Genomic DNA, 12903 nt, shown 5'->3' with positions numbered 1-12903 from the left:
ATTATAGCACATCCTGAGACATGCTTCGCGTAAAAAAGCACTCCATGTTGAAAAAAATTTTTTGCTGTCGTTAAAATGGTTATAAATGGAGATTTTGTTGACATATTTCCCCTACTAGCCTATTCTGTACCTTAATATTGAATTTCCGGGAAGTGAGGAAGCACCTTCGCCCATTTATTTGGGGAGGGTGCTTTTTGTCATGTCCTATAGCAAATCCATGTCCTACAGCAAATTCACAAGCGCAAGCGTGCAAGGAGTCGATGGCTGCGCAATCGCCGTTGAGGTCGATCTGGCAAGTGGTTTACCACAAATTCACATCGTTGGCCTTCCCGATCCATCCGTACGGGAATCGGTAGAGCGGGTACGCGCGGCTCTGCGCAATTGCGGCTTCCAGTTTCCGATGCAGCGCATTACGGTGAACCTTGCACCAGCAGATATTCGCAAGGAAGGAACAGCTTATGATCTAGCCATCGCTGCAGCAATTCTCACCGCCAGCGGGCAATTAGAGGAACGGCATTTTAAGGATATGCTCGTTATCGGGGAGCTGGCGCTGAGCGGAGAGCTGCGCAAAGTGCCTGGCGTATTGCCTATGGTGGAAGAAGCAAGGCGTCTCGGCATGACAGAGGTGCTGTTGCCCGCAGGCAATGCAGCCGAAGCGTCGTTGATTGGCGGCATGAAAGTTTACGCGGCACAGAGCTTGACGCAGCTGGCGGCCTGCTGCCGTGGAGAGATAGGATGGAGGGATATGCTCTGGCATAGCGGCCTTGAAGGAGCTAAGAGCTCGGATTCCGTCCTCGATGCCGCTGGCCCTAACCCTCCTCTATTCAATGAGGTCCAGCTTGACTATGTAGAGGTGCTTGGGCAGCATGGCGCAAAGCGAGCATTAGCAATTGCAGCAGCAGGTCGCCACAATTTGCTGATGTCGGGTCCACCGGGCACGGGCAAAACAATGCTGATCCGCAGACTGCCAGGCATCTTGCCGCCTATGACCGTGCAGGAGTCGCTTGAGGTGACCAAAATTTTCAGCGTCGCCGGTAAACTTCCCCGGTTGGACACGCTGATTACGCAAAGACCCTTCCGCGCCCCGCATCATACGATTTCGGCGGGAGGTTTGGTTGGCGGTGGCTCTATTCCCCGACCAGGCGAGGTAACGCTGGCTCATCGCGGCGTTCTCTTCCTCGATGAGCTGCCTGAATTCCCACGTTCGGTGCTGGAAGTGCTGCGTCAGCCCTTAGAAGACCGAGAAGTAACCTTGGCGCGGGCCCGCGCCGTATTCCGCTTTCCGGCCTCTTTTCAGCTTGCAGCTTCAATGAATCCATGTCCTTGTGGATATTTTGGGGCGGCTCATACAACGCAGGGTCAGCCTGAATGCTCCTGTTCGCAGTCGGCAATTGACCGTTATCGCTCTCGCATATCTGGGCCGATGCTCGACCGCATCGATCTGCTGATTGAAGTGCAGCGTCCAGTGTCCCTCGACAGCGCAAAGGCTGGGATGAGCACAGCCGATATGCAGCAACTTGTCCAGCGTGCTGTTGGAGCACAACAAGAACGCCGGCCAGTGACCGGCGTTCTGTGGAACAGCGAGCTATCGGGGGGCTCGTTGCGCCGGGCTGCGCGCCTCAAGCCAGAATCGGCCCTCCTGCTGCAGCAGGCTTTTGATGGACTCGGTATCAGCCTGCGGGCTCATGACCGAATCTTGAAGCTTTCGCGCACAATTGCTGATATGGAAGGCTGTTCTGCTATAGAGACTTCCCATGTAGCGGAAGCGATTCAATACCGCAGGCTTCCGGGCTGGAACTGACAGATTTGTTGAACCAGCCCCGTTTTAAAAGGCGTCTTTAATATAAAGAATATCCTCAACCTTGCTGCCGCTTGCATCAAGCGTAATCGCTGCTGCGTCAAAACGTATATTTCTGCTGCTCCAGCCCATCTGTTGCATGTAAACGGCCGCGACGAGCCTCACCTTTTGCTGCTTGCGGGTATTGACCGCCTCTGCCGCCGTGCCAAAACGGCTTCCGGCGCGAGCGGATCTCACCTCGACGACAACGAGCATTCCATTGTCCTCTGCGATAAGATCCAGCTCACCTTGCCGGCAGCGCCAGTTACGCTGCAATAGATAGTATCCCTGCTCCTCCAACCAGACCGCGGCAGCTGACTCAGCTATCCGGCCGGATAGCATCCTTTGATCTCCTCGAGCTCCCGTTCGCATCTGCTGGCCTCTGTGCATGGCATTGCTTCCAGCGGGCTCACTATTCTGTTCAGCTGTACCGAGCTTGTCTCGGCCAAGAGAATCAATTCGCTTAGCCTCTCTATTTAATTCACCTGCACCGGTCTTATCCCGGCCTGGTTGTTCGCCGCCCTGATTCCGAACGCTCATCGGCGATCCCCGCTTTCACTTAAGTCGGATAGCGGGGCAGCCTGCTTGTCCGTACGATAAATGAAGCTCAGTACTTCCGCCACCAACTCGTACAGCTCTCCCGGGATTTGTTGGTCGAGGTCCAGCTTTGACAATACCTCAACGAGGGATCGATCCTCCTGGACCGCTACCCCGTTCTCTCTTGCACGCTGAATAATTTCTTCCGCGAGTTGTCCTTTGCCTTTGGCTACAACAACCGGTGCTCCGTCGGTAGGATTGTATTTGAGCGCGACTGCCTTACGCGGAGTGTCCACCGATGCGGAGGAGCCGTTCGGAGTCTGGCTGCTCTTAGGGGGTGCGCTACCCTGGGGGGTCCCGTTGCTCAGCGGCTCCGTTCTGTGATCAAACTTGCTCATACTTTTATATCCACCCCACGATAGGCTTCCTTTCCCCAATGGGGTTGTCCAACCGCTTCGTCAACTTTATTGCCGGCGTTCTGCTGTTGTATGTTCTCAGCTACGCGAAGACCGAGGAGTCGATACCCGGATTCCTGAATCCGCTCAGTCAATTCGGTACGACCAGCCTCTACCAGCAACGGGATGTCAGGATGCGAGCCATAAACAGTCAGCGATACGACTTTATCCACGATATTCACATCCACCACAGTGGCACCGAGTGAGCTAAGCTCGAGATTGAACAACAGTCGGCAGTTGGAAGCATCCACTCCGCCTTTGGCGCCACGACGAGTCTGGACGTGAATGGAGGCCGTCGCCTCACCGTCCTGAGTTCGGATTGGAAGCTGCAGCGTCAGTTGCGAGAAAAACGTTCCGCTCCGCTCCGGCGAGAGCAGCAGTTGCTGACCTGTCACCTGCTGCAACAGCTGCGAAGCGCTATCCTTTAGCGCGGCCGGCAAGTCCGGCACTTCCAGCAGTTGCAACAGCGTAGACTTGAGAGTTGCTTCAGCTTGCGCATCAGCCGCTGTTAAGTTCGCGACTGCTGCGGCGAGCACAGCGCGTGAACCTGGCGGCTCCAGCCGTTCGCCTGCACCGGCAGCAACGCGGGCAGCAGCGCTTGCTGCTTCGTCCTCAATCGCCTTGGAGCCGACAGATCCGGCGTCAGCCGTTGGCGTCGCTTGGACGCTAGTGCGCGTTGGCTCTGCCATAGAACGCTCCGCTGCGTCTAATGCTGCAGCGCCAGATGTGGGGCCGGCCGAAACCCTGCCGCCCTGCTCTCCCGCGGCCGCAGCAGTGCTTCGGCCAGCGGCAAGAATTCCGGCGTCTGCCTCCGCTGCAAGCCGCCCACCCGCCGTCGCAACTCCTGCTCCAGCCTGCTCGCTGGAAACTTTTGCTTGCGGGGGCAGTTCAAGCAGTTGCTTCTCATGCGAAACGCCCATGAATTGCAGCAACATTTTGAGAGCAGCCGCTCCTGTCTCCCCCAAGCCTCCTCCTGCCATTCGTGCAGCTGAAGCAGCTTGCCCGTTGCTCGCGCGGTCATCGCCACTTTTCATAATGACAGAAGAATGATCATCTGCCGTCCCACCACCAGATTGAATCCCCGCAGGTCCGCTGGGAGCCGAACTTCCCGTTACTGTATCGGGTCGAACAGATGACGCTGTCCCCAAGCCATTGCCTGGAATCAACGATGAACTCCCTAGCCCTTGGGCTACATTCCCTTGAGGAGTTCCTTGAGCAGTGCTTCCTTGGGCCGCAGTCCCTTGTGTTACAGAGGGTTGAACCGAGCGCCCATCCCTTACTACCCCCTCCGGCTCGATCCAAGCTTTACCCCCCTGCAACATGCTCAAAAGCTTTGCCGCAAGCTCCTCCCCTTTGGCCGGCATCACGCCTGCCTGTACGCCGCCTTTCGCCGCATCAGCGGCTCCCCCGCTAGTAGACGCACCAGCCATAACGGCCTGGGACGGGCTTGGACCGCCAGCCGCTCCCGGACTCGGATCTGCTGCCGGTCCAAGAGCATTGCCAGCTCCTCCTACTCCGCTAGTTAAGCGTGACCCTGACAGCTGTTCCAACTGCTGCTGCAACCGAGCGAGCAGCTCATGCACTGGCGGACCGGACAATGCTTGCCGCAATGCCAGTAGCGTATCCTTAGTCATCGGCAATCCGCGCTCAATAGCGGAAGCTGCCGCTCTCAGCCATTCTCCGGGATCAGTCCCTTCCGGCTTCAACGCTGCCGCTGTAGAGAGCGCTGCAGCCGTTTCACGTGTAAGCGGCAAACCTGCCGTGCGAAGCTCCTTCAACAGCGTTCCGACTCCATTGTCTCGCCCAGGCAAACCAAGGCGCGAAGCCAGTTCCTTCCACTGCTCAAGCTCCGGCTCAGCCGCAGCTTGAGTTCCTTTGTCCGCCATTTTTAGGACGATTATTCCCTCTGGCGTTTCACCTTGCACCTGCAACACGGCCGTCTGACCCACCTTAAGCGGCGTTTCTAGCTTGGCCATTAACTGGCTATCTCCGATCTGCAGCAACGCCTCATTGCTTCCTTGCTGCTGCTCGATGACCGTCGCGCGCACGGTCTGGCCAGGCCGCAGCTCAATCGGCCGATTGGCGGCAGGCTGAATCTCGCCGACGAGCTTCATGAACGATCCGATGTTCATCCCGCTGCCTCCTTCACTGTCCACTGCCCGATTAGCTATACAAATTCCCCAAAGGCAGGGCATTATCTATACGTCGTTATATCGACCATACTTAGTCGGATTGTGAGTCTGCTTCCCCGTTCAGTAGACGACGAAAAAACCTTGTTCAAGAAACGCCTACCGCGTCTCAAAAACAAGGTTAAAACAGCGACAATTGCTCTTCCGGCAAAATTTTGCGCAGAAATGAGCGGCGATGCAGCGGAGAAGGCCCATGCTGCGCCAGCGCTTCTCGATGCTGAACGGTTGCGTAGCCTTTATGTACCGCAATTCCATAAGCGGGATAGTGCAAATCCCAGATCTCCTTACAGAGCCGATCGCGCGTCACCTTGGCGATAATGGAAGCCGCGCCGATCGATTGACTAAGCGCGTCACCGTGGATGATGCGTGACTGTGGTAATTCAAGGTCTACCGTTTCGGCATCGATGAGAAGATGATCTGGCTGGAGGCCAAGCGCCAGCACCGCCTGTTTCATCGCAAGGCGGGAAGCCTGGCGAATATTGATCCGGTCAATTTCAGCCGCATCAACCCGTGCCACAGCCCAAGCGATAGCCGCATCTAAAATCTCCTCATAAAGCTGCTCCCGTTTTTTCTCGGATAGCTTTTTGGAGTCATGGACTCCTTCCATCACAAGACCAGCCGGAAGTACGACTGCTGCCGCAACAACATCGCCGAACAGGCATCCCCGCCCGACCTCGTCGACGCCACAAATAAGACCCATTCCCTCGGCCCAGAGCCGTTTCTCAAAAGCAAGCCGATCCACCGGCTCCTCTCGATTCTGCGTCTCCGGCGAGAGCCCAGCGGCGCCATCTAACAGCGAGCCGGAAGCCTCCGCCTCCTGCTGCTGTACAGCGCTCCGCTTGGGGCGGCTCATGAGCGGGATGCTGGTGGCGCCGCCTCCAGCGTCAAACGGCCAAGCTTACCTGCGCGAAGCTCGCGCAAAATAATGCCAGAAACTTTTTCCAAATCGATACGTCCACCGCTAATCAAGCAACCGCGGTTGCGTCCGATCTCTTCCATCAGGCCAACGATCTGCATATTATCATCCAGATCAGTTGGTTGTTCTTCCAGACCGAACCGTTCCTTCATATCCGGCCAATAGCGATCAGCAAGCACCCGCATCGCAAAATACGCTACATCCTCGATGTTGATGACCTGCTCCTTGATGGCGCCGGTCATTGCCAGCTTGTAACCGACCAGCTCATCTTCGAATTTAGGCCATAGAATACCTGGCGTATCTAGCAATTCCATCTCGCTGCCAACCTTAATCCACTGCTGGCCCTTCGTTACACCGGGACGGTCGCCGGTTGCGGCGATATGGCGTCCTGCCAGTCGGTTGGTCAGAGTAGACTTGCCGACGTTTGGAATTCCTACGATAAGCGCACGCATGGCGCGCGGATTCATGCCGCGATCCAGCATACGCTGAATTTTTTCGTGCAGAATTTCACGCACTTTGACGGGAATTTCGTTTACCCTGGATCCTGTGGACGAATCCACAGCGATGCTAGCGCAGCCCTGAGAGGTGAAATAAGCCATCCACCGCTCCGTCTCCCGAGGATCGGCAAGATCCGCCTTGTTCAGCAGAATGAGTCGTGGTTTTCCCCTCAGGATGTCGTCTACCATCGGGTTTCGGCTGGACATAGGAACACGAGCATCCAGCAATTCGATGGCAATGTCAATCAGCTTGAGCTTGTCCTCGATTTGTCTGCGGGCGCGGGTCATATGTCCGGGGAACCACTGAATCGTCATGCGAACACCTCTTTTTAAAAATTGAGGGCAGGCTCAGCGCCTACCCGTGCTTAATAATTTGAATGTCGTTCATCGGCCAGAAAATAACATCGGCCCGTCCGATCACCTGATCGTAAGGAATATAGCCGATTCGCCGACTGTCTTCACTGTTACTGCGGTTGTCACCCATCGCCAGGAAAGAATCGGCTGGCACCTTCATATCCGAAACGAATTCATTCGGAAAATTCGGCCCGTTCTGATTCCAAAGTTCGCCTTTCGCTTGAGCTTCAGCAATGGCTCCCTTAAGATAGGGCTCCTCTTGCTTCTGGTCGTTCACATATACATCGTCGCCTTCTACACGTACGGTGTCGCCCGGCAAAGCAATGACGCGCTTGATAAAATCGCGACCTTGCTGAGGGACATGGAATACAACGACCTCGCCCCGCTTCGGTTCGCGGAAATCGTAGAGGATTTTGTTAACGATCAAGCGCTCTCCTGTGTGGAAGTTAGGCTGCATGGATGGCCCATCTACCGCGAACGGCGCGAAAAGGAACCAGCGGATAACCCAAACCAGAATGGCAGCTATCGCCAACGCCTTGACCCATTCAAAAATCTCTTTACGGGCCTTGCCACCGCCTGACGTCGGTTGTTGCTGCTCTTGGAGCTGCTCGTCCACCATCTGTGCTCAGCCTTCTTTCCATATTCCCGCAAGGGTGTTCTCTATGAATAGCTACCCTTCGATGATGAAAGGTAAAAGCTTTCATTCATAACGAAAAGGGGCTTGTTTGCGGCAAGCCCCTCTTAGCATAACATCTTTGCTGTACTTCAATACTAGCGGCGGATTTCTTTAATCCGTGCTGCTTTACCGCGCAGTTCGCGCAGGTAGTACAGTTTCGCGCGGCGCACTTTACCGCGGCGAGTAACTTCAATGCGATCGATCTTAGGCGAGTTGAACGGGAACGTACGCTCCACGCCAACACCGTAAGAGATTTTGCGGACTGTGAAAGTCTCGCTGATTCCGCCGCCGCGACGTTTAATAACAACGCCTTCGAACAGCTGAACCCGCTCACGGGAACCCTCGATAACCTTAACATACACTTTCAGTGTGTCGCCTGGACGGAAGCTAGGAAGATCCGTACGAAGCGATTCTTGAGCAATAGTCTGTAAAAGATTCATGAGTTAGTGCCTCCTTCCACCATAGACGTTCATATAAGCTAACCGACTCGCCTTATGAGTCGGATCATGGCCGATAGAGGACCGTCCGAGTTATAAACAACACTTCAAATCATACCATAGCCCAGAGAAAAATACAATGCAATCAAGATGCGCGAATGCTAAATTCCTCGTCCAGGAATAGCTTTTCTGGAAAGCTGCTCAGCTTCCTTACGCTTTAGCTCCATCAGCTGATCGCGGACCCATTTGCGCTCCTTGTCCGTTAGCGGAGCATCATCCAGCAGATCCGGCCTGCGCTGCAACGTCCGCAGCATCGACTGCTCCCGCCGCCACTGGTCGATGCGGCTGTGATGCCCAGACAGCAACACTTCCGGCACTTCCATACCTCGGAAGCTGGCCGGCCGGGTGTAATGCGGATACTCCAACAGCCCGGTGCTATAGGAGTCCGTTACAGCCGATGACTCGTTGCCAAGTACGCCAGGAAGCAGCCTGACGACGCTATCGATCATAACCATCGCCGGCAGCTCACCGCCGGTAAGTACATAATCTCCAATCGACAGCTCGTCCGTCACAAGATGCTCTCGGATTCGCTCGTCGTAGCCCTCGTAATGGCCGCAAATAAAGATCAGCCGATCCTCCGCCGCCAGCTCCTCCGCCTTGCGCTGCGTAAACGGCTGCCCTTGCGGGCACATCAGAATAATGCGCGGGGCTTTTGCCGCTGCGGTGCGATCCGGCTGCTCATCAAGCTGCCCATCCGCTCGCAGCAAATCCTCCACGGCCGAAAAGACCGGCTCGGCCTTGAGCACCATGCCCCCGCCCCCGCCGTATGGGTAGTCGTCAACGGTGTTATGCTTATTGTTCGCATACTCGCGGAAGTTGACCGCATTGAGCGAGACGATGCCCTTGTCCCGCGCCTTGCCGAGAATGCTGGCCCCAAAAACACCGTCAAACATTTCCGGGAACAACGTCAGCACATCAATCCGCATGACCTACATCAACCCTTCGAGCAGTCGAACCGTAATCTGTTTGGTGCGCACATTGACCTTCAGTACCACATCGTCGATATACGGCAGCAGCAGCTCTTTCCCATTTTCCAGCTCCACGACCCAAACATCGTTGGCTCCAGGGCGCAGAATCTCTGTGACGACACCAAGTCGCTGACCGTCTTCCGTGACGGCTTCGCTGCCGACGATGTCGGTATAGTAGAACTCGCCTTCAGCCAAAGGATCGCGCTGTTCCGCGGTTACTTTAACGAGGCTGCCCTTGAATTTCTCGACGTCGTTGATATTTTCGTAGCCTTTCAGCTTAACGATATACACATTTTTATGAAGCCGGGAGTTCTGTACCTCAACCTGCACGTCTCCAGGCTGATTTTCTTTTTGAATCGACAGTCTGCTGCCGGGAGCGAAACGCTGATCTCCAAAGTCCGTATGCGGAACGACCTTCAGCTCACCGCGAATTCCCTGCGTATTAACAATCTCGCCGACTGTATACCATTGATCAGCCATCAGATTCACCTCGCGTTGTATGCAAAAGGGGTTAGGATATACATCCTAACCCTCATGCCAAGCTCTTATTGCGGAGCGTCCCAAGGGACGATTCCTTACTTCTGTTGTTGCTTCAGCTCGTGGAACTTCGTGAGCACGCCTGCTTTGGAAAGCAGGTTGCGGACGGTGTCAGAAGCTTGCGCTCCCGTTTGCAGCCATTTGAGGGCCTTCTCTTCGTTGATGTTCACTTGAGCCGGTTGTGCAACCGGGTTATAAGTGCCGATTTCTTCGATGAAACGACCATCACGCGGGGAACGGGAATCCGATACCACGACGCGGTAGAAAGGGGACTTGTGAGCACCAATGCGTTTCAGACGGATACGTACTGCCATTATACTTCACCTCCTTGAAAGAATCAGAAGCTGGTGAGAACCTGCTTCTGTCCAACTGCCAGTTACTTCGGGCAGCTGCTAGCCGAACGGGAACTTCTTGTTCTTGCCCATCAAACCTTTGAGACTATTCATATTCAAGCCGCCCTTAGCACCCTTGGCGCCCTTCGGCCCTTTTGAGCCGGGACCCATCATGGAGCTGAACTGCTTCATCATTTTGCGCATATCGTCAAACTGCTTGATGAGTCGGTTGACCTCGGCAACCGAGGTGCCGCTACCGGCGGCGATCCGCTTGCGCCGGCTATGGTTAAGGACCTCCGGCTTGCGCTTCTCCTCGGTCGTCATCGACTTCACAATCGCCTCGACTCGGCCGACCTGCTTGTCGTCCACCTTCATGTCTTTCATGCCCTTCATCTTGTTCATTCCGGGCAGCATATCCATGATCTGATCCAGCGGGCCCATCTTGCGAACCTGCTCCATCTGATCCAGGAAATCCTCGAAGGTGAATTCGGCGGTTCTCATCTTGCGTTCCATCTCGGCTGCCTTATCGGCGTCGATGCCTGCCTGCGCCTTCTCGATCAGGGAGAGCATGTCGCCCATACCGAGAATTCGGGAAGCCATCCGCTCAGGATGGAAAGGCTCTAGCGGCTCGATCTTCTCGCCAGTGGCGGCAAACTTGATCGGGCAGCCAGTGACGGCCTTAATGGACAGAGCCGCGCCGCCACGAGTATCGCCGTCGAGCTTCGTCAACACTACGCCGGTCAGCGCCAGCTGATCATGGAAGCTCTGCGCCACATTGACCGCTTCCTGCCCGGTCATCGCATCAACGACGAATAGTACTTCATCTGGCTTCGTGACCTCATGGATCTGCTTGAGCTCGTCCATAAGCGCCTCATCGATATGCAGTCGTCCCGCGGTATCAATGATGACATAATCAAGTCCATTGTCCTTGGCATGTTGTACGCCCTGACGGGCAATCTCTACTGGAGAAGTCTGATCACCAAGTGTAAACACAGGCACACCAACGCCGCTTCCGACAACCTCTAGCTGCTTGATCGCGGCAGGACGATAAATGTCGCCAGCCACGAGCAGCGGCTTATGGTTCGACTTCTTCAGCATGAGAGCCAGCTTGCCGGATGTCGTCGTCTTACCGGCGCCCTGCAGACCCGCCATCATGATGACGGTCGGCGACTTGGCTGCCTTGGCAAGCTTGCTTTGCGTGCCGCCCATCAGCTCGGTCAGTTCTTTGTTTACGATGTCGATGATGATCATGCCCGGCGTGAAGCTCTTCTGCAGCTCCTGCCCAAGGGCCTTCTCCTTCACCTTCGCGATGAACTCCTTGACCACCTTGAAGTTAACGTCAGCTTCCAACAGGGCAAGTCTGACCTCGCGCATGGCGTCATTAAGGTCTTCTTCCGTTACCTTGCCCTTGCCGCGCAGCTTGCCGAACACGTTCTGCAGCCGGCTCGACAGTCCTTCAAAAGCCATCGTCGCCACCTCCTGTCCGCTTCATCGTTATTCGTCTTCATAAGTCGTATCTATTCCATGCCACCGGCACCATCGCCAGAGGCAGTCTAATTAAGTTCCATCGTTCTGCGCCCCGGGAAGCAACGCTTCCCGAAGCTCCCGAGCCAGCCCTTGAATCCTTCGGGCCTCAGACGCTGCCATACCATGTGCCTCACTTAGCGCATGATCCAGGTTGTCGAGCAGCAACGCCGCCGAGAGCGAGCGGCCAAGCAGGCCGATCTTCGCCTCGTAATCCTCCAGCAGCAAGCCTCCACGCTTCACATGCTCATATACGGCCTGTCTGCTGACACCAAGCTCTGCAGCAATTTCGCCGAGAGAGAAGTCCTCCCGGAAGTAGTAGGTCATAATGTCCATCTGCTTCTCGGTGAGCAGCGGCCCGTATATATCGAACAGCATATTGATCCGGGTCGTCTTCTCTAGTGCATCGCGGCTGTCCGCTCCCATCACAGCAGCTCCTTCCGCCGGATGTTCCTTCGCGAGACCTATCATAACGCAGACCACAGGAGGTGTCAAGCTCTGAACCTTGTCACCCTGAAAAGTATCCCAGTAATCGGCGAAGGAGCTACTCTTTCTCCGGCTCCTGATCGCGAATTAGCCCGGCAAACAACGCATGCACAAACTGCTCGCTGTCGAACTGCTGGAGATCCTCCATCTTCTCGCCGAGTCCAACAAACTTAACCGGCAGACTGAGCTCATGCCGAATCGCGATGACGATGCCGCCCTTGGCAGTGCTGTCCAGCTTGGTCAGTACAAGGCCGGTCACACCGCTTTTCTCGCCGAAAAGCTTCGCTTGGCTGAGCGCGTTCTGGCCTGTGTTGGCATCCAGCACAAGCAGCACCTCATGCGGCGCACTTGGGATTTCCCGCTGAATAACACGGAAAATCTTGTTGAGCTCATCCATGAGGTTATTCTTGTTCTGCAGCCGTCCAGCCGTGTCGCATAACAATACGTCGACCTTACGCTGCTTGGCTGCCTGTACGGCATCAAACATGACCGCTGCCGGGTCGGAGCCCGACTGCTGGCGAATGACATCAACGCCGACGCGCTGGCCCCAAACTTCCAACTGTTCGATCGCCCCGGCGCGGAATGTATCACCAGCGGCCAACAGTACCGATTTGCCTTCGCTTTTGAAGCGATGAGCGAGTTTGCCGATCGTCGTCGTTTTGCCGACGCCGTTCACGCCGACGAACAGGATGACCGTAATGCCGCTCTCAGCCATGCGCAAGCTATTGTTGTCGTCCGCGCCGAGCAAGCCGATCAGCTTCTCGGAGAGCACAGGCTGCAGCTGAGCTGCCTCCTCGATCTTCCGCTTTTTAACCTCGGCGCGTAGGTCTTCGATGAGATCCATAACCGTATTGACGCCGACATCGGCGCTGATCAGAATCTCCTCAAGCTCCTCATAAAACTCTTCGTCGATCTTCTTGCGCCGTGTGATTAACTCTTCAACTCTCTCGACGAGAGCCGTGCGCGTCTTGGCCAGACCTTCTTTAAATACATTTGTGACGGATTCCGTCTTGCTCGCGATGCTTTCCTTCAGCTTCTTAAAAAAGCCCATTCCAATCCCTCCGATGCTTGCATGGGGTAAAATTAGCGTTTTGATAG

At 55.5% G+C, this 12903-nt stretch carries 14 protein-coding genes; 1 reads left to right on the top strand and 13 read right to left on the bottom strand.

From position 1 onward, the window contains the following. The first annotated feature begins 199 nt into the window (after window positions 1-199). Window positions 200-1801, top strand: a complete 1602-nt coding sequence (locus CGZ75_RS04490; protein ID WP_245850702.1) for a YifB family Mg chelatase-like AAA ATPase — start codon at window positions 200-202, stop codon at window positions 1799-1801. 24 nt (window positions 1802-1825) lie between these two features. On the opposite strand, the gene CGZ75_RS04485 is transcribed toward CGZ75_RS04490, so the two are convergent. From CGZ75_RS04485 to ftsY, 13 genes are all read right to left on the bottom strand, one after another. Continuing rightward, entirely contained in the window at window positions 1826-2377 is a 552-nt protein-coding gene (locus CGZ75_RS04485) for a YraN family protein (protein ID WP_245850701.1), read from the bottom strand. Further along, a complete protein-coding gene (locus CGZ75_RS04480) occupies window positions 2374-2772 on the bottom strand; it encodes an EscU/YscU/HrcU family type III secretion system export apparatus switch protein (protein WP_089523058.1) in 399 nt (132 codons plus the stop codon). Before CGZ75_RS04480 ends, CGZ75_RS04485 begins: the two co-directional genes overlap by 4 nt. Further along, entirely contained in the window at window positions 2769-4961 is a 2193-nt protein-coding gene (locus tag CGZ75_RS04475) for a hypothetical protein (protein ID WP_089523057.1), read from the bottom strand. Before CGZ75_RS04475 ends, CGZ75_RS04480 begins: the two co-directional genes overlap by 4 nt. A gap of 178 nt (window positions 4962-5139) precedes the next feature. Next, entirely contained in the window at window positions 5140-5871 is a 732-nt protein-coding gene (locus CGZ75_RS04470) for a ribonuclease HII (protein ID WP_089523056.1), read from the bottom strand. Beyond that, window positions 5868-6746 carry a ribosome biogenesis GTPase YlqF gene (gene ylqF, locus CGZ75_RS04465; RefSeq protein ID WP_089523055.1) on the bottom strand — a complete coding sequence of 293 codons (879 nt, stop codon included), beginning with the start codon at window positions 6744-6746 and terminating at the stop codon, window positions 5868-5870. Before ylqF ends, CGZ75_RS04470 begins: the two co-directional genes overlap by 4 nt. A 40-nt stretch (window positions 6747-6786) precedes the next feature. Continuing rightward, window positions 6787-7404, bottom strand: coding sequence for a signal peptidase I (gene lepB / locus CGZ75_RS04460; protein ID WP_089523054.1), 618 nt, complete (start codon window positions 7402-7404; stop codon window positions 6787-6789). A gap of 152 nt (window positions 7405-7556) precedes the next feature. Further along, the gene (gene rplS, locus CGZ75_RS04455; RefSeq protein ID WP_089523053.1) at window positions 7557-7901 is read right to left on the bottom strand and encodes a 50S ribosomal protein L19; all 345 of its coding nucleotides are present in this window, start codon (window positions 7899-7901) and stop codon (window positions 7557-7559) included. A gap of 158 nt (window positions 7902-8059) precedes the next feature. Further along, a complete protein-coding gene (trmD, locus tag CGZ75_RS04450; RefSeq protein WP_089523052.1) occupies window positions 8060-8884 on the bottom strand; it encodes a tRNA (guanosine(37)-N1)-methyltransferase TrmD in 825 nt (274 codons plus the stop codon). Window positions 8885-8887: 3 nt separating this feature from the next. After that, window positions 8888-9406, bottom strand: a complete 519-nt coding sequence (rimM, locus tag CGZ75_RS04445) for a ribosome maturation factor RimM (protein WP_089523051.1) — start codon at window positions 9404-9406, stop codon at window positions 8888-8890. Between the two features lie 95 nt (window positions 9407-9501). Then, window positions 9502-9777, bottom strand: coding sequence for a 30S ribosomal protein S16 (gene rpsP, locus CGZ75_RS04440; protein ID WP_089523050.1), 276 nt, complete (start codon window positions 9775-9777; stop codon window positions 9502-9504). A gap of 78 nt (window positions 9778-9855) precedes the next feature. Then, window positions 9856-11262 (bottom strand): signal recognition particle protein, encoded by a 1407-nt coding sequence (gene ffh, locus CGZ75_RS04435; protein ID WP_089523049.1) that lies wholly within the window; start codon window positions 11260-11262, stop codon window positions 9856-9858. Window positions 11263-11352: 90 nt separating this feature from the next. After that, window positions 11353-11745 carry a YlxM family DNA-binding protein gene (ylxM, locus tag CGZ75_RS04430; protein ID WP_089523048.1) on the bottom strand — a complete coding sequence of 131 codons (393 nt, stop codon included), beginning with the start codon at window positions 11743-11745 and terminating at the stop codon, window positions 11353-11355. Between the two features lie 118 nt (window positions 11746-11863). Further along, complete coding sequence (gene ftsY, locus CGZ75_RS04425) at window positions 11864-12856, bottom strand: signal recognition particle-docking protein FtsY (RefSeq protein WP_089523047.1); 993 nt, start codon at window positions 12854-12856, stop codon at window positions 11864-11866. Between the last annotated feature and the right edge of the window lie 47 nt (window positions 12857-12903).

The sequence above is a fragment of the Paenibacillus herberti genome, from assembly GCF_002233675.1.
In the GTDB taxonomy this organism is placed as follows: domain Bacteria; phylum Bacillota; class Bacilli; order Paenibacillales; family Paenibacillaceae; genus Paenibacillus_O; species Paenibacillus_O herberti.
This window is presented reverse-complemented; position numbering and strand designations above follow the sequence as displayed.

Excerpts from the sequence above, each read along its gene's own strand:
- CGZ75_RS04490 (WP_245850702.1), top strand. The coding sequence starts at position 200 with ATGTCCTATAGCAAATCCATGTCCTACAGCAAATTCACAAGCGCAAGC.
- CGZ75_RS04485 (WP_245850701.1), bottom strand. The coding sequence starts at position 2,377 with ATGAGCGTTCGGAATCAGGGCGGCGAACAACCAGGCCGGGATAAGACC.
- CGZ75_RS04480 (WP_089523058.1), bottom strand. The coding sequence starts at position 2,772 with ATGAGCAAGTTTGATCACAGAACGGAGCCGCTGAGCAACGGGACCCCC.
- CGZ75_RS04475 (WP_089523057.1), bottom strand. The coding sequence starts at position 4,961 with ATGAACATCGGATCGTTCATGAAGCTCGTCGGCGAGATTCAGCCTGCC.
- CGZ75_RS04470 (WP_089523056.1), bottom strand. The coding sequence starts at position 5,871 with ATGAGCCGCCCCAAGCGGAGCGCTGTACAGCAGCAGGAGGCGGAGGCT.
- ylqF (WP_089523055.1), bottom strand. The coding sequence starts at position 6,746 with ATGACGATTCAGTGGTTCCCCGGACATATGACCCGCGCCCGCAGACAA.
- lepB (WP_089523054.1), bottom strand. The coding sequence starts at position 7,404 with ATGGTGGACGAGCAGCTCCAAGAGCAGCAACAACCGACGTCAGGCGGT.
- rplS (WP_089523053.1), bottom strand. The coding sequence starts at position 7,901 with ATGAATCTTTTACAGACTATTGCTCAAGAATCGCTTCGTACGGATCTT.
- trmD (WP_089523052.1), bottom strand. The coding sequence starts at position 8,884 with ATGCGGATTGATGTGCTGACGTTGTTCCCGGAAATGTTTGACGGTGTT.
- rimM (WP_089523051.1), bottom strand. The coding sequence starts at position 9,406 with ATGGCTGATCAATGGTATACAGTCGGCGAGATTGTTAATACGCAGGGA.
- rpsP (WP_089523050.1), bottom strand. The coding sequence starts at position 9,777 with ATGGCAGTACGTATCCGTCTGAAACGCATTGGTGCTCACAAGTCCCCT.
- ffh (WP_089523049.1), bottom strand. The coding sequence starts at position 11,262 with ATGGCTTTTGAAGGACTGTCGAGCCGGCTGCAGAACGTGTTCGGCAAG.
- ylxM (WP_089523048.1), bottom strand. The coding sequence starts at position 11,745 with ATGGGAGCGGACAGCCGCGATGCACTAGAGAAGACGACCCGGATCAAT.
- ftsY (WP_089523047.1), bottom strand. The coding sequence starts at position 12,856 with ATGGGCTTTTTTAAGAAGCTGAAGGAAAGCATCGCGAGCAAGACGGAA.